At 57.9% G+C, this 18,745-nt stretch carries 14 protein-coding genes and 4 pseudogenes; 8 read left to right on the top strand and 10 right to left on the bottom strand.

The window, feature by feature from the left end:
- Positions 1-96: 96 nt before the first annotated feature.
- From ELB75_RS00445 to ELB75_RS00460, 4 genes are all read right to left on the bottom strand, one after another.
- Positions 97-429, bottom strand: a complete 333-nt coding sequence (locus ELB75_RS00445) for a hypothetical protein (RefSeq protein WP_126982218.1) — start codon at positions 427-429, stop codon at positions 97-99.
- 305 nt (positions 430-734) lie between these two features.
- Positions 735-1,658 carry a LysR family transcriptional regulator gene (locus ELB75_RS00450; protein WP_064085069.1) on the bottom strand — a complete coding sequence of 308 codons (924 nt, stop codon included), beginning with the start codon at positions 1,656-1,658 and terminating at the stop codon, positions 735-737.
- A 111-nt stretch (positions 1,659-1,769) separates the two neighbouring features.
- Positions 1,770-5,249, bottom strand: coding sequence for a chromosome segregation protein SMC (smc, locus tag ELB75_RS00455; RefSeq protein WP_126982219.1), 3,480 nt, complete (start codon positions 5,247-5,249; stop codon positions 1,770-1,772).
- 93 nt (positions 5,250-5,342) lie between these two features.
- Positions 5,343-5,975 (bottom strand): hypothetical protein, encoded by a 633-nt coding sequence (locus ELB75_RS00460; RefSeq protein WP_126982220.1) that lies wholly within the window; start codon positions 5,973-5,975, stop codon positions 5,343-5,345.
- A gap of 29 nt (positions 5,976-6,004) precedes the next feature.
- On the opposite strand from ELB75_RS00460, the pseudogene ELB75_RS13150 reads away from it, so the two are divergent.
- The 4 genes and pseudogenes from ELB75_RS13150 to ELB75_RS00475 all read left to right on the top strand — a co-directional run.
- Positions 6,005-6,111, top strand: a pseudogene (locus tag ELB75_RS13150) (IS5/IS1182 family transposase); the annotation flags it as partial.
- A 164-nt stretch (positions 6,112-6,275) separates the two neighbouring features.
- Positions 6,276-7,154 (top strand): M23 family metallopeptidase, encoded by an 879-nt coding sequence (locus ELB75_RS00465; protein ID WP_126982221.1) that lies wholly within the window; start codon positions 6,276-6,278, stop codon positions 7,152-7,154.
- Positions 7,155-7,193: 39 nt separating this feature from the next.
- Positions 7,194-7,637 (top strand): bactofilin family protein, encoded by a 444-nt coding sequence (locus ELB75_RS00470; protein ID WP_126982222.1) that lies wholly within the window; start codon positions 7,194-7,196, stop codon positions 7,635-7,637.
- A 528-nt stretch (positions 7,638-8,165) separates the two neighbouring features.
- Complete coding sequence (locus ELB75_RS00475; RefSeq protein WP_206501469.1) at positions 8,166-8,456, top strand: putative quinol monooxygenase; 291 nt, start codon at positions 8,166-8,168, stop codon at positions 8,454-8,456.
- A 65-nt stretch (positions 8,457-8,521) separates the two neighbouring features.
- On the opposite strand, the gene topA is transcribed toward ELB75_RS00475, so the two are convergent.
- The 3 genes from topA to dprA all read right to left on the bottom strand — a co-directional run bounded on the left by topA (position 8,522) and on the right by dprA (position 12,719).
- A complete protein-coding gene (topA, locus tag ELB75_RS00480) occupies positions 8,522-10,822 on the bottom strand; it encodes a type I DNA topoisomerase (protein ID WP_126982223.1) in 2,301 nt (766 codons plus the stop codon).
- Between the two features lie 191 nt (positions 10,823-11,013).
- A complete protein-coding gene (locus tag ELB75_RS00485) occupies positions 11,014-11,484 on the bottom strand; it encodes a Smg family protein (protein ID WP_126982224.1) in 471 nt (156 codons plus the stop codon).
- Positions 11,481-12,719 carry a DNA-processing protein DprA gene (dprA, locus tag ELB75_RS00490; RefSeq protein ID WP_126982225.1) on the bottom strand — a complete coding sequence of 413 codons (1,239 nt, stop codon included), beginning with the start codon at positions 12,717-12,719 and terminating at the stop codon, positions 11,481-11,483. The genes ELB75_RS00485 and dprA overlap by 4 nt, the downstream gene beginning before the upstream one ends.
- A gap of 224 nt (positions 12,720-12,943) precedes the next feature.
- Here dprA and ELB75_RS00495 point away from each other — a divergent pair, with 224 nt between their 5' ends.
- The 4 genes from ELB75_RS00495 to ELB75_RS12580 all read left to right on the top strand — a co-directional run bounded on the left by ELB75_RS00495 (position 12,944) and on the right by ELB75_RS12580 (position 17,364).
- A complete protein-coding gene (locus ELB75_RS00495) occupies positions 12,944-13,381 on the top strand; it encodes a type II toxin-antitoxin system RatA family toxin (RefSeq protein ID WP_064090673.1) in 438 nt (145 codons plus the stop codon).
- Positions 13,374-13,679 carry an RnfH family protein gene (locus ELB75_RS00500; protein WP_126982226.1) on the top strand — a complete coding sequence of 102 codons (306 nt, stop codon included), beginning with the start codon at positions 13,374-13,376 and terminating at the stop codon, positions 13,677-13,679. Before ELB75_RS00495 ends, ELB75_RS00500 begins: the two co-directional genes overlap by 8 nt.
- A 116-nt stretch (positions 13,680-13,795) precedes the next feature.
- Positions 13,796-15,817: a UvrD-helicase domain-containing protein gene (locus ELB75_RS00505; protein WP_126982227.1), complete on the top strand. Its 2,022-nt coding sequence runs from the start codon at positions 13,796-13,798 to the stop codon at positions 15,815-15,817.
- Between the two features lie 671 nt (positions 15,818-16,488).
- A complete protein-coding gene (locus tag ELB75_RS12580) occupies positions 16,489-17,364 on the top strand; it encodes a hypothetical protein (protein ID WP_206501470.1) in 876 nt (291 codons plus the stop codon).
- A 771-nt stretch (positions 17,365-18,135) separates the two neighbouring features.
- Here the strand turns inward: ELB75_RS12580 and ELB75_RS00515 are convergent.
- The 3 pseudogenes from ELB75_RS00515 to ELB75_RS13155 all read right to left on the bottom strand — a co-directional run.
- Positions 18,136-18,297 (bottom strand): annotated as a pseudogene (locus tag ELB75_RS00515) (IS30 family transposase); the annotation flags it as partial.
- 102 nt (positions 18,298-18,399) lie between these two features.
- Positions 18,400-18,525: pseudogene (locus tag ELB75_RS12775) on the bottom strand (IS30 family transposase); the annotation flags it as partial.
- A 76-nt stretch (positions 18,526-18,601) separates the two neighbouring features.
- Positions 18,602-18,733: pseudogene (locus tag ELB75_RS13155) on the bottom strand (hypothetical protein); the annotation flags it as partial.
- Between the last annotated feature and the right edge of the window lie 12 nt (positions 18,734-18,745).

The following is an 18,745-nucleotide window of genomic DNA, read 5'->3' on the forward strand; positions in this document are numbered from 1 at the left end:
GATGCGGCACTTTGCCGCTGAAGGTATCCCGCATCGTTAAGGCAACCCTATCCGCCTCCCGAAACGCAGTTTTCTGTTCAGCGCGGCATACCCTGCCTACGACTTAATCAGCCGCCGCAGCGAATCGTGGCTGTGCTTAATATCGGCAATCAGGCGGTCGTATTGGCGCATGCGCAGCATGGAGCGGGCGATCAGATACACGCCGAACACCGCCAGACCCAAATTGATGCCCACCACCAACATGAGCAACGGCCACACTTCCACCACGTTATACCACTTGGAAGTGGCAATCAGCGCACTGAAAATGGAAAGCGGCAGCGCCAGCACGGCAATGCCCGTGCGCATCACCGAAAGCGCGGTGCGCTTTTCCGAGAGCAGCAGCTGCACTTGGTTGATGCTGAGGATGTCGTTTTGTTGTTCGGAAGGCATATTGGCTCTCGGGTGTGGATTCGGGTAAAGGCTACCTGAAAATCATGCCTGAACACAATCAAAGTATGGTTTGGCAGCATTCGCCCCGCTTATTTTCAGGTAGCCTCTCGGCATCCGCATACAAACCTCCGGATTGCCGTCTGCCCTCGCACGGGAAAGAGGAACAGGCTTCGGCTTCTCCGTTTTTTATAGTGAATTAACAAAAATCAGGACAAGGCAGCGAGCCGCAGACAGTACAGATAGTACGGCAAGGCGAGTCAACGCTGTACTGGTTTTTGTTAATTCACTATACAACGCCCGTGCCGCTATTCCAGCACACTCAGCCCAGGCAGGTCGGCAAAGCCGCGTTCGCGGATGATTTGGCAGAAGTTGTCGAGGTAGCGTTTATGCGCGTCGTCGCTGCGCATGCCGGCATAGAGTTCGCTGGTGAGCGGGGGGCTGCCGATGGTGCGGGCGACGATGTAGCCTTTTTCCAGATAGGGCATCACCGTCCAATACGGTAGGGCGGCGATGCCGCGCCGGCTGGCCACCAGTTGGATGATGGCGATGGTGAGCTCGCTGTGCCGGCGCGGCGGGTTGATGCCGGCGGGCAGCAGGATTTTGCGCAGCAAATCAAGCATATCGTCGGGCACGGGATAGGTAATCAGGGTTTCGGCGGCGAAATCCTGCGCCTGCCACACGGGTTTGGCCGCCAGAGGATGATCTTGGGCGCAGATGCCCACCATCTCGTAGGCAAACAGCGGCTGGTAGCGGATGCCCGCCTGCGGCACGGCTTCGGACACGATGGCCAAATCGGCGCGGTGTTGCAGCAATAACCCCACCGGATCGGCCTGGAAGCCGGACACGATATCGAGCTCCACCTTCGGCCACAGCGGGCGGAAGTCGCCCATGGCGGGCATGAGCCAGTCGAAACAGGTGTGGCACTCCACTGCCAGCCGCAATTCGCCCGCGCCGCCGCCGGCAATCTGCGCCAGGTCGCGCTCGGCGGCAGCCAGGTGCGGCATCACTTCGCGCGCCAGCTGCAACAGCCGCTCGCCGGCGGGCGTGAAACGCAGGGGGGTGGTTTTGCGCTCGAACAGCGGCGTGCCGAAGTGGTTTTCCAAGGCGCGGATTTGGTGCGACAGGGCGGATTGGGTGAGGAACACGCGCTTGGCGGCCAGGGACACGCTGCCGGTTTCGGCCAGGGCGAGCAGGGTTTTGAGGTGGCGCAGTTCGATGATGGATTCCATGTTTCAGGTAGCCTTTGGGATGGGTCGGCAGGGTGCCGACATTTTATTTTGTCTGCCTTATCGGCTTTCAGGTAGCCTCTGCCAAGGGTGAGGCTGCCTGAAAACTTCTTCTCAATCCGTTTCCGCCATTTCCAGCGCCTGTTTGATGTCCACCACCACGATGCGGGACACGCCTTTTTCCTGCATGGTAACGCCGATGAGCTGCTCGGCCATTTCCATGGTGAGGCGGTTGTGGGAAATATACAGGAACTGGGTTTGGACGCTCATTTCTTTCACCAGATTGCAGAAGCGGGCGGTGTTGGCGTCATCCAGCGGGGCATCCACTTCGTCGAGCAGGCAGAACGGGGCGGGATTGAGGCTGAACAGGGCAAACACGAGGCTCATGGCGGTGAGGGCTTTTTCGCCGCCGGAGAGCAGGTGGATGGTGCTGTTTTTCTTGCCGGGCGGGCGTGCCATGATGGATACGCCGGCGGTGAGCAAATCGTCGCCCACCATGTGCAGGCTGGCTTCGCCGCCGCCGAACAGGGTGGGGAAGAAGGTTTGCACTTTTTGGTTCACGGCATCGAAGGTGGCTTGGAAGCGCTGTTTGGTTTCGCCGTCGATTTGGGCAATGGCTTCTTCCAGAAGCGCGATGGCGGATTGCAGGTCGGCACGTTGGTTTTGGTAGTAGCCGTCGCGCTCGCGGGCTTCGGCCAATTCGTCGAGCGCGGCCAGGTTCACCGCGCCGAGGGCTTGGATGCGGCGGGAAATGCTGTCGATTTGCTGCGGCCAGTCGGTTTTCAGGTAGCCTGCCTGCTGTTCGGCTTCGATCGCAGCGATATCGGCTTGGCGCGCCAATAAGTTATCGTGGAAGCGTTTGGCGTTGAGCAGGGCTTCCTGCTGCTGCAACAGGGCAGTTTGGGCGGCCTGCTGCCATTGCGGCAACTCGGCGGCCAGCGCCTGCTGGCGGGCGTATTGCTGCCTGCCCTGCTCTTGGGTTTCGGCCAGCTCGGCGGCGGCGGCTTGGATTTGTTCTTCCAGCGTGAAGGCGGCTTCGGCCAGTTCTTCCAGCTGCAGGCGTTGCTCGTCTTCGCTGTCTTCGGCGTAAGTGAGGGCGAGCTCGCCCTGGCGTTGCTTCCAATCGGCTTTTTGCTGCACCAGCGTGGCCATGTGGGTGGCGAGGTTTTGCAGCTGCTGGGTTTGGCGGTGGGTTTCGATTTCGGCGGCGCTGCGGCGGCGGTCGGCTTCAAGCACGGCTTGGCGGGCTTGGCGCAGGGCTTGCTGCGCCTGCTGGCTGTGTTCGGCTTGAGCGCGGCTCTCGGCTTCCAGTTCGGGCAGGCGCTCTTCGAGGACGGCGGTTTCTTCGGCCAGAATTTCGGCGGCACACGCCAGCTCTTCCGCCTCCTGCGCCAGCTGGGCCTGCTCTTGGGCGATGTGTTCGCGCCGTTGCCCGGCTTGTGCGGCGCGGGCGGCAAGCGCACCGGCCTGCTGTTGGGCGGCGGCCAGCTCGGCGGCGAGGCGGCGTTGCTCGGTTTGGGCTTGGCGCAGCTCGGCTTCGGCTTGGGCTTGCTGCTGCGCCAGTTTCTCGGCTTCGGCTCGGGCTACCTGAAACTGCGGCTGCCATTCGGCCAAGGCGGCGGTGATTTCGTCGTGACGGGCGCGGTGGCGCATTTGCCGGTTGCCGCCGTCGGCATGATGCAGCAACACGCCCATGCGGTCGATACGGTGGCCTTGCGGGGTGAGCCATTCTTGGCCGGGCTCGAGGCGGCTGCGGTGCGCCAGCGCGTAATCCAAATTAGGGGCGCACAAGATGCCTTCGAGCCAGTGGGCTAAGGCTACCTGAAAAGGCGGCTCGGCCTGGATTTGGTGAATCAGCGCCTGAGCCGGGCTGGCGGCGCGGTGGGCATGGGCTTCGCGGTCGAACCAGGCGGCGGGAGATTCGGGCAACGGCGACGGCGGCTGGAAATCAGCGGGCAGCGCACGGGCGTTGAGCCGCTCGCCCAGCACGGCGGCCAGCGCGCCCTGCCATGCTTCAGGCACGCGGATGTGCTGCCACAGGGCGGGCGCATCGGCTTGTTTACTGCCCTGCCAGAAGTTGTGGCGGGCGGTGTCGGCCAGCAGGGCGGCGAGGGTTTTCTGCTCGGCTTCGGCGGCGAGGATGCGGCGTTCGTGTTCCTGTTCGCGTTCGCGGGCGGCGGCGAGGGCGGTTTTCAGGTAGCCTGTTTGCTCTTCGAGCCGTTGCAGTTGCTTCTCGCCCTGCCGGTATTGGGCGGCGAGGGTGTCGGCCCGGGCTTGGGCGGCGGTGTCCTGCCCGGCATCGCTTTGCAGGGCGGCGGCTTCCTGCTGCAAACGGGCTTGGCGCTCTTGCAGCCGGCTGATGCTTTGACGGCTGTGTTGCAGCTGCTGTTGCTTCAGGGCGAGCTCGCGGCGGAGGCGGGCGGCTTCGTCGTGCCGGCTTTGCTGCTGTTCGGCGGTCTGCTGTTGGGCGGCTTCGAGCTCGGGCAGTTGCTCTTCGAGGGCGGCGGCTTCGGCGGTCAGCAGTTCGAGCTGCATCTGCTGCTGTTCGGCGGACTGTTCGGCTGCGGCGTGCTGCTGTTGCAGCTCGGCGTGTTCGCTGTCGATTTTCTGGAGGGCGGCTTGGGCGGCAGCCTGTTCGCGTTCGAGCCGCTGGCGCTGGCTCTGCCGAGAGCGGATTTGCTCTTCAAGGCGGGCGGTTTGCTCGCGCAGCAGGGCGTGCTGCTGGTTGAGCCGATATTGCTCGGCCTGCTGGTGCTGCTCGGTTTGGCGCAACACTTGCACGGCATCGTTCATGGCCTGGTTTTGCCGGGCGAGTTCGTCTTGCCGCTCGCGGGCGCGTTCGTGTTCGGCGGCGGCGCGGTCGGCGGCGGCGAGGGTGTGCCGCCATTGGGCGAAGTCGTGGCAGTTTTGCGCCTGGTTGAGCTCGGCAGTGAGGCTGCGGTAGCGTTCGGCAGCAGCGGCCTGGCGCTGGAGTTTTTCCACTTGGCGGCCGAGTTCGGACTGCAAGTCGCCGAGGCGTTGGAGGTGTTCGCGGGTGTCGCGCAGGCGGTTTTCGGTTTCGCGGCGGCGTTCTTTATATTTGGATACGCCAGCGGCTTCTTCGATGTGGGCGCGCAATTCTTCGGGGCGGGCTTCGATGATGCGGGCAATCATGCCCTGTTCGATCACGGCGTAGCCGCGCACGCCGACGCCGGTACCGAGGAAAAGGTCGGTAATGTCGCGGCGGCGCACTTGCTGGCCGTTGATGTAGTAGCTGGATTCGCCTTGGCGGGTGAGCTGGCGGCGGATGCTGATTTCGCCGTATTGCCCCCATGTGCCCTGCAGGCTGCCGTCGGCATTGCTGAACACGAGCTCCACGGAGGCGCGGGGGGCGGGGCGGCGGGTGGCGGCGCCGTTGAAAATCACGTCTTGCATGCTCTCGCCGCGCAGCTGTTTGGCCGAGACTTCGCCCAGCACCCAGCGCACGGCGTCGATAACGTTGGATTTGCCGCAGCCGTTGGGCCCGATTACGGCCACCAGCTGGCCGGGTACGTGGATGGTGGTGGGGTCGGTGAAAGATTTGAAGCCGGCAAGTTTGATGTGGGTGAGGCGCATGAAAAACGATGAAAAAGCGGAATGCTGTATTTTAAAAGAAAGGCGGCGGGGCAGGCTACCTGAAAAAGGCTACCTGAAACAGGAATGAAGGTTTCAGGTAGCCTTTTGCCGTGCCTTTTTGCGCCGTCTGGCACGCCGATACCAAGCAATACTGAGCCCAAGCCAGCCTGCTCCGGCCACGGTGGCGGCGTGCGTCCACAAGCGGGCATACAGCCGCCAGTTTTCGGTTTCTTCCTGCGGGCTGAAGGCGGCGCGGTAAAGCCGTTCGCTGCCGTCTTTGGTGTAGGCGAGCTCGGTAATCACGTGGTAGTTCAGCCAATGGGCTTGGGTAATGCTTTGTACGGGCAACTTTTCTTCACCCTGCCAAATGTTCTCATCATATTGGCACAACGGGTCGGCTAGGTTGCGGCAATCCAAATTGAGCTGTTGGCCTTCGGCGGTGCGGATGCTGCCGGCCACGTGGAGGGCAGCATCATGGCCTTTCTCCCACTGCCGCCGCCTCAGCTCGGCGGCGGCATGATGCGTATAGGCCACGGGCACGCTCAAATGCTGCTGCCGCTTGTGCCACTCGGCCGAAGTGACCAATGCGCCCATACCCAGCCCGGCAGCCAGCAGCATACCGCTCAGCCAGAGCCCCGGCAGGCTGAACCAAGCCTTCGCAAAGTCGCGGTTCAGCCGTTCCCTTTCCTGATGCATCCGCCGTATGGTGTGGAAAAAATTGCCCATTTGCTTTCCTAGATTACGCCGGCCGATAGTATAGTGGATTAAATTTAAATCAGGACAAGACGGTGAGCCGCAGACAGTACACACGTTACGGCAAGGCGAGACAACGCTGTACTGGTTTAAATTTAATTCACTATATAGTGAAACCGGCAAAATAAGCCACGCATAGGCTCGAGGCTACCTGAAAGCCGCCGGTTGCCCAACCGCAAACCGCCCGCCAAACGATAGATTTGTTTTTGCCAAATGATAGCATTTTGTAATACAATGCGAACCTGAGTAATCAATCATTTTCCAATCAAATCAATGGATAAGCAAAAGAAAACCGTTACGGTGATGGTGCTGGACGAGCACCGCACCGAAACCTTCGTTATCGCCGAATCTCGGCTGCGCGCCATCAAACCCACCATCATCGGCCTTTCCCTGGCCACGGCGGTGCTATTGGCCGCGCTGTTGGCTTTGGGTTGGCACCACTACCGAAGCTACAGCCAATTTGCGCAACAACAACAGCAAACCCAAGCGCTCAATCAGCAAATCGAAGACTTGAAAGAAGCCCGCTCCGCCGAAGTAAACGCCAAGCTCAACCAGCTCGCCCAATCCGAAAAAGCCGTGGCCGACCTGCAAAACTACCTGCGCCAGCGCGGCGCAAACGTTCCCGTTCCCAAACCTGCCGCCTCCGAGCCCGGCAAACCCATCAGCCAAGCCGGCGGCCCGCGCAGCATCCTGCCCCCCGCCGACACGCCCGAATTCAGCCAAACCATTGAAAACCTGCTCAAAGCCGCCCGTACCGTACCGCTCGGCCGCCCTGCCCAAGGCGGGCTCTCCTCCGGCTTCGGCCCCAGGCACAACCCGTTTGGCGGCAAAGGCAGCGAGTTCCACCACGGCCTGGATTTTCGCGGCAACGTAGGCGACCCCGCGTACGTTACCGCCAACGGCACCGTAGAATTTGCCGGCACCATGAACGGCTACGGCCAAGTGGTGAAAGTGCGCCACGGCTACGGCTACAGTACCGTATACGGCCATTTGTCGCACATCGACGTGCAGCCCGGCCAAACGGTTAAAGCGGGCGACCTCGTCGGCAAAATCGGCTCTACCGGCCGCTCCACCGGCCCGCACCTGCACTATGAAGTACGCCTCAACAACGAGCCGCACGACCCCGCCACCTTCCTCAGCCTCGCCAAATAAAGCGCGGCATCCTTCCCATCAAGCTTCCGGAGAAATATCATGTTTAAAGACAAAAAAGACCGTTCCCAGCCCGCCGCCGCCCCCGGCGCCATCGACACCATCATCGGCGCACAATGCCGGATTCAGGGCGACATCCTCAGCCAGCAATCGGTGAAAATCGACGGCCAAATCCAAGGCAACGTACAAGCCGGCGGCACCGTCATCATCGGCGACAAAGGTGCGGTGAACGGCGACATCCGCGGCAGCGATCTGATCGTATTCGGCAAAACCGAAGGCTTGATCGAAGTGAAAAAACTCCACCTCAAACCCAACGCCCGCGTAACCGGCAATATCCGCACCCAATCCCTGCAAGTGGAAGACGGCGCCGTTTACACCGGCGATATCCGCATGGACCGCAACGCCGGCAACGCCACCCTCCCCCCGGCCGGCAACACTCCGGAAAAAGCCATTGCCGCACCGGCAGACAAACCAGTAAACAAATAATCCGCCAAACCGAAAAGGCTACCTGAAAATTCCCTCCGCAGAACCCGCAAAACCCGGGTCGGCCTTACCGCCCTATTCAACTGCAAACCCAAGCCGTCACCCGCCCCGGCCTCAGCCATAGGCCGGGTTTTCAAATCCGGCACCCCAAGGCCGTCTAAAAAAACTACAGGCTGCTTTCCAAAGCCCCAAAACGGCTTGGAAAGCAGCCTGTATATTATTAAAGAGTGCGCCGATAAAAGCCGCCGCATTCCTCCCAACGCGCCGTGTTTGTTTGGGCTGGCTCAAAAGCCGTACAAGCACCACACCGGTAAGTTTCCTACCAGCCGCTTGCCACGTGTTCCTGTGCAACAAATAGGCCGGGTTGATCAGCCCAACAACGTTTTTCAGCCAGTCCCTCCCCCTTCCAGGCTACCTGAAAACAGCACGGCGCGGCATGGGGCGTACTTCAACCATAAATTCTGTTACACTCTTTTTCAGGTAGCCTCAATCAAATGCTGCCAACCGCCTATCCACCAATACCAAGGAGTCATGATGATTACCGTAGTTGCCCAATTCGAAGTCAAACCGGCCGAGCTGGATCAGTTTCTGCAACATTGTGATGAGCTGATTGCCGAAACCCGTAAGGAAAACGGCTGCCTGTCTTACCACCTCTATCAAAACACCCAGCAGCCCAACCAAGTCAGCTTTATCGAGCTGTGGCAAAACCAGGCTGTGCTGGACACGCATTCCGCCTCCGCCCACTTCACCCGTATCGTGCCCGTTTTGGTGGAAGCTTGCGAAAAAGCGCCGGTTATCCAGTTGTATACTCAGATTAAATAAGCCCCAATCGGCAAAAAAGGCTACCTGAAATTTCAGGTAGCCTTTGTTTTCCCGGCCGGCACACATCAGCCTTTCGGAGCGGGCGGTTCGATTTGCTCTTTCCAGCCGCATTCTTTCTGTGGGCAGACTTTTTCTACGCCCCAGCGCTTGGTGGTTTTAATGGTGAGCACCGGCCAATGGCATTTCGGGCACTCTTCGGCCACGGGCGGGTTCCAGGTGGCGTAGTCGCAATCGGGGTAGGTGTTGCAGCTGTAGAACAGCTTGCCGTAGCGCGATTTGCGCTCGATCAGGCTGCCTTTGCCGCATTTGGGGCAGGCCACGCCGGTGTCTTTGGGTTTCTCCAAGGGTTCGATGTGTTTGCACTTGGGGTAGTTGGCGCAGCCGATGAATTTGCCGAAACGGCCTTTTTTATACACGAGCTGGCCGCCGCATTTGGGGCATTCGCGCCCTTCTACGATGGTGGGCTCTTCGGCGGCCTTGGCGGCTTCTTCGGCGGTTTCGTTGAGGTTGCGGGTGTAGTCGCAGTCGGGGTAGCCGGAGCAGGCGATGAAGCGGCCGCGTTTGCCGAATTTGATTTGCAGCTTGTGCTGGCCGCATTTGGGGCAGGTTTCGTCCAGCTCTTCGGTGGTGATTTTGGCGCGCTCGATGCCGGCTTTTTCCTCAATCTGTTTGTGGAAGCCTTTCCAGAATTTGTCCATCACGGGAATCCACTGCCGCTTGCCGCTGGCAATGTCGTCGAGCTGGTCTTCGAGCTTGGCGGTGAAATCGTAGTCCACGTATTGGGTGAAGTGTTCGGTGAGGAATTTGTTCACGATTTCGCCGGTGTCGGTGGGCAGGAAGCGGCGCTGGTCGATGGTTACGTATTCACGGTCTTTCAGGGTTTTGATGATGCTGGCGTAGGTGGAGGGGCGGCCGATGCCGAACTCCTCCAAGGCTTTCACCAGCGTGGCCTCGTTGAAGCGGGGCGGCGGCTGGGTGAAGTGCTGCTCGCCGTAGAGTTTGTCTACAGGCAGGGCGTCGCCCACGGCCAATTCGGGCAGTTTTTTGTTGTCTTCATCCTCGTCGTCGTCATCGTGCCCTTCCTGATACACGCTCAGGAAGCCGGCAAATACGAGCACTTGGCCGGTGGCGCGGAACACGCCTTCGCCCACGCCGATGTCCACGGTGGTGGCGTCGAATTTGGCTTCCACCATCTGGCAGGCCATGGTGCGCTGCCAAATCATTTGGTAGAGCTTGAATTGGTCGGCGGAAAGGAAGGGCTTCACGCTTTCGGGCGTGCGGTATACCGAAGTGGGGCGGATGGCTTCGTGCGCCTCTTGGGCGTTTTTGGATTTGGTGCGGTACATGCGCGGCGATTTGGGCAGGAAATCGGCGCCGATTTTGTTGTCGATGTAGTGGCGGATTTCGGCTATCGCGTCTTGCGACAGGGTTACGCTGTCGGTACGCATATAAGTAATCAGGCCGACCGAGCCTTGTCCGACATCCACGCCTTCAAACAGCTGCTGGGCGGTGCGCATGGTGCGGTCGGTGGTGAAGCCGAGCTTGCGCACGGCATCTTGCTGCATGGTGGAGGTGGTGTAGGGCGCGGCGGGCTTGCGGGTGGCTTTTTTCTTCACCACATCGAGCACTTGCGCGGATTTGCCCTGCATGGCGGCCAACACGGCGGCCTGGGCGGCTTCATTGGGTAGTGAGAACTGCTCCAGTTTGCCGCCCTGCCATTGGGTGAGCTTCGCGGCAAATTTTTGGCGGCCTTTGTGGCTGTCGAGATGCACGCTCCAGTATTCTTGCGTTTCAAAGGCGCGGATTTCGTTTTCGCGCTCGCAAATCAGGCGCAGGGCAGGGCTTTGCACGCGACCGGCGCTCAAGCCGCGCCGGATTTTTTTCCACAGCAGCGGGGAGAGGTTGAAGCCGACCAGGTAATCCAAGGCGCGGCGCGCCTGTTGCGCGTCCACCAAGCCCATATCGAGCTTGCGCGGCTGCTTGAGGGCTTCCTGCACGCCTTTTTTGGTAACTTCGTGGAACACCACGCGCAGGGTGCGCTCGTCCAGATTTTTGATGCCGCGTTTGGATTTGAGGATTTCGTAGATATGCCAGGAAATGGCTTCGCCTTCGCGGTCCGGGTCGGTGGCCAGATAGAGGGTGTCGGCTTCTTTGGCGGCCGCCACGATGGCGTCGATGTGTTTTTTACTCTTGGCCGGCACTTCGTATTTCATGGCGAAATCGTGCTCGGGATCGACGGCGCCGTTTTTCGGCACCAAATCGCGCACGTGGCCGAAGGAGGCCAATACTTCAAAATCGCTGCCCAGGTATTTTTTAATCGATTTGATTTTGTTGGGAGATTCCACAATCAACAGGTTTTTCGACATAGTTTCCTCGCATAATACTTTTGTTTTTGGCCACGCTGTAGCTAAAGAAATATAGTGCTTTAGCTGATAAAAGCAAGCTTTCAGGTAGCCTTTAATCCATCTTGGCGCAAGCGCGGCGTATTCAATCAAAGGCTACCTGAAAACCTTAGTTTTTCAGGTAGCCTTTTTATACTAAAGAGCAGCGGCCTTTCTCAATTCATCACCGCCTGGCCGTGCAGTAGGGCATTAACCAAATCATCGCTGATGAGCATCGGCAGCTCGGATTTGTCTGCCCACAACACCAAGAGCGACAGTACTTTTACATGCGCATCGGTGAGCGGTTCGTCTGCCTTGTCTGCCAGGTGCATCAGCGCCAGCAGCACAAATTCCCGCTGCTCCACAGAAAGCGCGCTGTTTTGCACCAAAAAGTGCAATAAACCCAAAGCCTCGGGCGGCAAAGCGGCCAGCTCTTCGGGCAGATACACGCGCATTGCCTGCTCCTCGCGGAAATTGCGGTGCAGCGAGCGGCTGCGTTCTTGGAGCACGTTCATAAATAATAGCGTATCACGAATTTCCTCATCCTGGAAACCCACCTGCTCCAAGAGGCTGCCCAAGGCCTCACTGTGCGGGCAAGTGTCGAAGTCTTGGAAGTTGTTTATCAGAAAGGCAATTACATCAATCATTTGGTATTCCTATTTGGAGCAATCCGTTGGTAGCGGCCGCCGGAGAGCGGGGCAATTTGGCCGTTGATTTCTAATAAAGTCAGTTCGGCATACACATCGGCGGCGGGCAGTTTGAGCATTTCGGCCAGACTGTCGGGGTGTACCGGGTCGTAACCCATGGCTTGCAGCAGCGGCGAGGTTTCCGTTTCGGATGGCTCCGGCGCGGTATCGGCCAAGGCTGGCTGCTCGTTTGGGAGCAATTCGGCTTGGCGATGTTCACCATCTGCGTTTTGGTTTTGTAGAAACTCGCTGCGCTCACTTTCAGGTAGCCTTTTGGCTTGGACTGCCGTTTGGCGGTTAGGCGATACGGTTTGCGGCAGCTGCGGGCATTCTTCCAAAATATCGGCCAGCGTTTCAGTGAGCTTCGCACCCTGCTTAATCAGCGCGTGGCAGCCTTTGCTGTGCGGGTTGTCGATGGAGCCGGGCACGGCAAACACTTCGCGCCCCATGTCTGCCGCCAGCCGTGCAGTAATCAGTGAACCGGATTCTAAAGCGGCCTCCACCACCAGCACGGCAGAGGAGAGGGCGGCAATCAGGCGGTTGCGGCGCGGGAAGTTGCCGGCCAGCGGGCGCGTGCCCAAGGGGAATTCGGAGAGCACGCAGCCTTCTTCGGCAATGCGGTGCGCCAAAGCTTTGTTGGCTACGGGATATACGCGGTCGATGCCCGTGCCCCACACCGCCACCGTACCGCCCTGCTTGCGCAATGCGCCTTCGTGGGCGGCGCTGTCGATGCCGGCAGCCATGCCGGATACGGTTACGATGCCGGCTGCGGCCAGCGCTTCGCCAAATTCGCCGGCAATCCGCATCGCTTGCGGTGTGGCATGGCGGCTGCCCACGATGGCCACCGAAGGCCGGTGTAGCCATTCAGTGTTACCGCGGGCAAACAATAAGGGCGGGGCGGTGATGCCTTCACCCAATTGCGGTGGAAAATCTGCATCGCAAGCCAACAATAAACGGCAGTTTGCCTGCTGCTCCCATGCCAACGCAGCTTCAGCAGCGGCTTCGGCCTCGTGGCGGCGGCTGCGCCAGGCTTCCTGCGCCGGACGGCTGGGCAGAATGGCGCCCACTTCCTGCTCGGCAGCCCACACGGCGGCTGCCGAACCGTAGTGGCGGCACAATTCGTAAAACGTTTCCGCGCCGATATACGGCATCAGCGCAAGCTGTATCCAGGCTAAACGTTCTGCGGAATTTTTCATGGGTTTTTGCGTGCGGGGGAATGGGGTTGGGGAAGCGGCTCGGCAGCTGCCGAACGGTATCGAATAAACTTCAAGCAAGTTTCGAGCCAAGAATAGTGGATTCGAATTAATCTATTGTTTATGATTGATAATCTGTGTTTTTAAGCGCCATATGCGTGCTTGGCGGTGGGGAGGTTTAGCGTTTCGCTATATAATGCGCACTTTGTATTGCCAAGGCCGTTTGTATGTCGCTCAAAACCGTGAAGAAATCCCTGCTCGTGCCGCATTCTGCCGAGCAGATGTTCGAGCTGGTGGACAAAGCGGAGGATTATCCGCAGTTTCTGCCGTGGTATAGCCGCACCGAAATCATCGAGCGCAGCGGCAACGAATTGAAAGCACGGCTGTTTATGGACTATATGGGCGTGCGCCAATCGTTTGCCACGCACAACCGCAACATCCCCGGCCGCGAAATCCGTATGGTGTTGCTGGAAGGCCCGTTTAAAAGCCTGAACGGAACTTGGCACTTCCTGCCCTTGGGCGACGATGCCTGCAAAGTGGAATTCGAGCTGCACTACGAATTTTCCAGCCGTATGCTTTCCGCGCTCATCAGCCCCGTGTTCAGCCACATCAGCGGCACGCTGGTGGACGCTTTCGTGAAAGAGGCAGGCCGCCGCTATGCCTAGCGATACCCCGCTCCATATCGAAGTGGCCTATACCGAGCCGGGGAAACAACGCCTGCTGGCTTTTCAGGTAGCCAGCGGCACCACCGCGCGGCAGGCCGTGCTGCAATCCGCCTTGCCAACCGAATTTCCGCACGTGGATTTTGCCGCCGCGCCCATCGGCATCTTCGGCAAAAAAGTGAAAGACAGCACCCCGCTGCGCGCAGGCGACCGCGTGGAAGTGTACCGCGCCCTGCTCATTGACCCGAAAGAAAACCGCCGCCGCAAAGCCGCCGCCAAACAGAAAAAAGAGGCTACCTGAAAATCAGGCAAACCGTTTTCAGGTAGCCTGTATCCCTTACCCAAACCACCCAAAGGCTACCTGAAAACGAGCGCAGCGAGTTTCGCCAAAACCCAAGCAGCCTTATCCACCTCCCCATGTCCACATCACCCTTCCAACTCAACCCCCAGCAGCTCGAAGCCGTGCATTATCTTGGCGGCCCCTTGTTTGTGCTGGCCGGCGCCGGCAGCGGCAAAACCCGCGTCATTACCGAAAAAATCGCCCACCTCATCCGCGAAGTGGGCTACGCCCCGCACAACATCGCCGCCATCACCTTCACCAACAAAGCCGCCGCCGAAATGCAGGAGCGCACCGCCGCCATGCTCGGCAGCCACCAAACCCGCGGGCTTACCGTCTGCACCTTCCACTCGCTGGGCATGCGCCTCTTGCGCGAAGAAGCCCAACACATCGGCTACAAAAAAAACTTCTCCGTGTTCGACGGCTCCGACAGCGGCAAAATCATCGCCGAGCTGCTCGGCAGCAGCGGCCGCGACGCCGTCTTCCGCGCCCAGCACAAAATCTCCCTGTGGAAAAACGACCTGCTCACCCCCGAGCAAGCCTTTCAGGTAGCCTCCAACGAATGGGAACGCCAAACCGCCCGGCTCTATGCCGGCTATCAGGAAACCCTGCACAGCTACCAAGCCGTCGATTTCGACGACCTCATCCTCCTGCCCACCCGCCTGCTGCAAAACGAAGCCGGCATCCGAATCAAATGGCAGATGCGCCTGCTGCACCTCCTGGTGGACGAATGCCAAGACACCAACACCTGCCAATACACCCTCATGAAGCTGCTCACCGGTGCCGAAGGCCGCTTCACCGCGGTGGGCGACGACGACCAAAGCATCTACGCCTGGCGCGGCGCCAACATGGAAAATCTCCGCCTGCTCCAGCAAGACTACCCCGCCCTCAAAATCATCAAGCTCGAGCAAAACTACCGCTCCTCCGCCCGCATCCTGCGCGTGGCCAACCAAGTTATCGCCAACAACCCCAAACTCTTCCCCAAAACCCTCTGGAGCCAATACGGCGAAGGCGAGCCCGTGCGCATCATCGCCTGCCAAAACGAACAACACGAAGCCGAATACGCCGCCGGCAGCATCATCCGCCGGCGCAACCAAAGCGGCGACAGCCTCAACTACGCCGACTTCGCCATCCTCTACCGCAGCAACCACCAAGCCCGCCTGTTTGAAGAAGCCCTGCGCAGCGCCCACATCCCCTACCGCGTTTCCGGCGGCCAAAGCTTCTTTGAAAAAGCCGAAATCAAAGACATCCTCGCCTACCTGCGCCTGCTCGCCAACCCCGACGACGACCCCGCCTTCCTGCGCGCCGCCACCACCCCCAAACGCGGCATCGGCGACGCCACCCTCAGCAGCCTCAACCGCTACGCTTCAGCCGCCTCCTGCAGCCTCTACGCCGCCGCCAACACCGCCGAAGCCCTAGCCCAACTTCCCGCCGCCGGCCGCGAAGCCCTGCGCCAATTCACCGCCCTCATGCAAAGCTACCAAAGCCGCGCCCAAAGCGAGCCCGCCGGCAGCCTCATCCAAGAGCTCCTGGCCGACATCCGCTACGAAACCTACCTGCTCGAACACGAAGAAGGCAAAAGCGGCGAAATCAAATGGCGCAACGTGCAAGATTTATGCGCCTGGCTGGCCAGAAAAGGCGAACAAGACGGCAAAACCCTGATCGAACTCTCCCAAACCATCGCCCTGATGAACCTGCTCGACAGCCGCAGCAAAGAAGAAACCGACACCGTCACCCTCTCCACCCTACACGCCTCCAAAGGCCTCGAATACCCCCACGTTATCCTCGCCGGCTGCGAAGAAGGCCTCTTCCCCCACGCCGACAGCGTAGAAGAAGGCAACCTCGACGAAGAACGCCGCCTCATGTACGTCGGCATCACCCGCGCCAAACACAGCCTCACCCTCACCCACTGCGTCAAACGCCGCCGCCAAGGCGGCTGGCAATTCCCCGAGCCCAGCCGCTTTATCGGCGAAATGCCCCAAGCCGACCTCAAAATCCTCGGCCGCAAAGGCGGCGAACCCATCGTGAGCCACGAAGAAGGCAAAGCCAACCTGCGCAGCATGCTCGATATGCTCAACGCCAAAATAGAACAAAGCAAATAAACACATAGCAGGCCGAATGGGCTTCCGATACAAAGCAGCGAGCCGCAGACAGCACAGAAGCACGGCAGGACGAACCCGGGCCGTAGCGAAAGCCCGGCCGGTTTGCCATGCCCCCAAAAGGCTACCTGAAAGCGTAAGCTTCAACGGAGTTAAAATGGACGCAAGCGAGTTTCTGCGTAGTAAAAACGAGCACAGCGAGCTCCGCTAAAACAAACGCCCTAAGTTTCTGCGCAGCCCAAACGCAGCTTCAACAAAGATAAAAACTGAGTACGTATGCTCCGCACACCCACCCATACAGAACATCGGCTTGCCGGCCGCCGTCCCGCAGGCTACCATGCCGCACATCAACCATACCGATACGACCCAATCCAGAGCCCAAATGGATTCCCCCGCGAACACGCCGTACCGCCGCACCACACGGCAACACCGCTGCCGCCAGCATGGCCTTCATGCTGCGCACAGCGGTGTTTTTGTTTGACGGGGGAGGGTGGCAAGAGGCTACCTGAAAACAGGCGGTGGGGATTGGTAAAGAGTAAAGGAACGTTTTTCAGGTAGCCTCAAGAAGAAAACCGCATACTGAAAGGCTACCTGAAAACATCACAGCAAAGCCGAAACCCAGCCTATAAATTTAATCCGCTGAATACCACCAAACACTTCAAGGAGACAAACCCATGTTCACACCAAGCGACCTAGGCAAGCTGATAGTTTGGGGCGGGCTGCTGGGTATTGCTTTGGTCACCATCATTGCCATGGCTATCGGGTTCAAATTCACAGCCCGAAAAAACCGGCTTTGGGTAGGCCTGTTGATTGCGATAGCCGTGCCTTATTCGTGCATTTCGCCGCTGGTGCACGAGCTTAAGCGGGATCAGCAGAAAGCTGCCGAGAAAGAAGCCGAATGGCGCAAACGCTACGAGCCCGCCAAAGCCCGCTTCGACCGGCTGTGCCAAAACGCCGGCGAGAAGATCTACCGCACCGCAGACAATGTGGACGGCATCCTGCTGCTGAAAGTGCGTGGGGATGACGAGAAGTATCAGAGTAACCGCTACAACCCGCTGAAAGACCAGATGTGGGAGGATGCGGCGGTGGCAAGTGAATTCGAGCGAGAGGAGTATGTTGCCAGCTTTTTGCCATATTTTTCCCGTGCCCATTATGATTATGTTGATGTATTGCAAAAAGACGGTTCTATCATCCGCTATAGTGGTGATTGGCATATGTCAGACAAACCGTTTAATCAAGAGACTAATCCAGCACATCCTGCCCGCTACGCAGTTACCTATGAGAATGATGTTTCTTGGGAAAACCGAAAACATTGGATAGCGGGAACAACCATCAAGATTATCGATACCCAAACTAACACACTGATGGCTGAAAAAACAATGTATGTTTTTGTGCCCGAACTAGGATATTCTAAGTTTGAACAAAATCCGAATCCTTGGGGTAGAGGGGAAAGATGCCGTCCTAATGAAAATTCCTATGAACAGAGAACCAGTACATTTGTAAAAAGAGTTTTACTTTCACCATCATTCAAACCGGAGACTACAAAATGACTAATCAACAACAAAATACTAATACTAATCCTGCAACTATTTTAGAGTTTGCTAGATTACAGTTGGCAGCAGAAGTTTTATATGATCTTAAAAATGCTATACCTAACTGGGAAATTACGGTTGATAACCCAAATATAGGGAACTTATCCTTTGATAATCTAATAACCAAGAAGCGCTTACAGTCTGGTAATGATCATAACAGTAAGTTTACCGAGGCTGATGCAGAAGAATTTGATAAAAACTGGGAGATGGTGGCACATATTGCTAATACTACAACCGGATTTTCAGGTAGCCTGTTTAGGGCGAAGAAAGATATAGAAGGCACCCGTATCAAGGCTCAAGATTTGGTGATGTCTTTCCGCAGCACTGAGTTTGTGGATGACGATATGCATGACAGCCGCTCCACCAATACTTTGGAAATCAAAGAAAAAGGCTGGGCATTCGGGCAGATTGCCAATATGGAGCACTGGTTTGCGATTTTGCAGGAAAAAGGTTTGATTAACAAACCGCTATATATGACCGGCTATAGCTTGGGCGGGCATTTGGCTACAGCGTTTAATATTTTGCACCGTAATGAAAAGAATAAAAAAACGGGAGATAAGTTGATTAAAACTACCTACATTTTTAATGGTGCAGGTGTCGGATTTGGTGCGGATGGGAAAGAGATTACAACCGAAAACTTGAAGAAAGCTATAGAAGAATTTAATAGGCTTAAGAAAGAAGGTGCTGACGATGTGTTTACGGGAGAGATTCGTATCTTGCATTCGGATTTCAAATGCAACACTCGGATACCAGCGGTTGGAACAGATTCAAGAATAAAACACTTGGCGTTTCATAGCCAAGTGTTTTTCTCGGCCGGTGGTTCAACTCATTTTGAACCCTCCGTATCTCCCGATCACTAGTGTTTCGGAAATCGGTTTGTTTGGGGAAGTACAGTGAATTAACAAAAATCAGGACAAGGCGGCGAGCCGCAGACAGTACACACGTTACGGCAAGGCGAGCCAACGCCGTACTGTTTTTTGTTAATTCACTATATTGTCGGATGAGTCCGTTGGTGTTTTCATTCAGCCCTTTCTCCCAAGAATGATAAGGACGGCAAAAATAAGTTTCCGCCTTCAATGCCTTGGCTATTTTGGTGTGTTGGTAGAACTCTTTGCCGTTGGGCTTGTTCGGCGCTGTATTGCCGCCCTTGGATGCAGTGCCGCCTGATTTCCCGGCTGATGGTGCTTTTGTGGCGGTTAAGCTGTTTGGCGGTTTCGGTAATGGTGCAGTGGCGTGACAGGTATCGGACAGGGTATCGTTCGTCTTGGGTCGGTTGTGTGTAGCCCATGGCAATCTTTCTTGCAGGAAAGGCCGTATGCTGCCGCATACCGGCCTTTTT

The organism is Eikenella corrodens (assembly GCF_003990355.1).
Taxonomy (GTDB): Bacteria; Pseudomonadota; Gammaproteobacteria; order Burkholderiales; family Neisseriaceae; genus Eikenella; species Eikenella corrodens_B.

Coding starts and splice junctions, on each gene's coding strand:
- ELB75_RS00450 (WP_064085069.1), bottom strand. CDS start 1,658: ATGGAATCCATCATCGAACTGCGCCACCTCAAAACCCTGCTCGCCCTG.
- ELB75_RS00505 (WP_126982227.1), top strand. CDS start 13,796: ATGTCCACATCACCCTTCCAACTCAACCCCCAGCAGCTCGAAGCCGTG.
- ELB75_RS00500 (WP_126982226.1), top strand. CDS start 13,374: ATGCCTAGCGATACCCCGCTCCATATCGAAGTGGCCTATACCGAGCCG.
- smc (WP_126982219.1), bottom strand. CDS start 5,249: ATGCGCCTCACCCACATCAAACTTGCCGGCTTCAAATCTTTCACCGAC.
- ELB75_RS00485 (WP_126982224.1), bottom strand. CDS start 11,484: ATGATTGATGTAATTGCCTTTCTGATAAACAACTTCCAAGACTTCGAC.
- dprA (WP_126982225.1), bottom strand. CDS start 12,719: ATGAAAAATTCCGCAGAACGTTTAGCCTGGATACAGCTTGCGCTGATG.
- topA (WP_126982223.1), bottom strand. CDS start 10,822: ATGTCGAAAAACCTGTTGATTGTGGAATCTCCCAACAAAATCAAATCG.
- ELB75_RS00495 (WP_064090673.1), top strand. CDS start 12,944: ATGTCGCTCAAAACCGTGAAGAAATCCCTGCTCGTGCCGCATTCTGCC.
- ELB75_RS00475 (WP_206501469.1), top strand. CDS start 8,166: ATGATGATTACCGTAGTTGCCCAATTCGAAGTCAAACCGGCCGAGCTG.
- ELB75_RS12580 (WP_206501470.1), top strand. CDS start 16,489: ATGTTCACACCAAGCGACCTAGGCAAGCTGATAGTTTGGGGCGGGCTG.
- ELB75_RS00445 (WP_126982218.1), bottom strand. CDS start 429: ATGCCTTCCGAACAACAAAACGACATCCTCAGCATCAACCAAGTGCAG.
- ELB75_RS00465 (WP_126982221.1), top strand. CDS start 6,276: ATGGATAAGCAAAAGAAAACCGTTACGGTGATGGTGCTGGACGAGCAC.
- ELB75_RS00460 (WP_126982220.1), bottom strand. CDS start 5,975: ATGGGCAATTTTTTCCACACCATACGGCGGATGCATCAGGAAAGGGAA.
- ELB75_RS00470 (WP_126982222.1), top strand. CDS start 7,194: ATGTTTAAAGACAAAAAAGACCGTTCCCAGCCCGCCGCCGCCCCCGGC.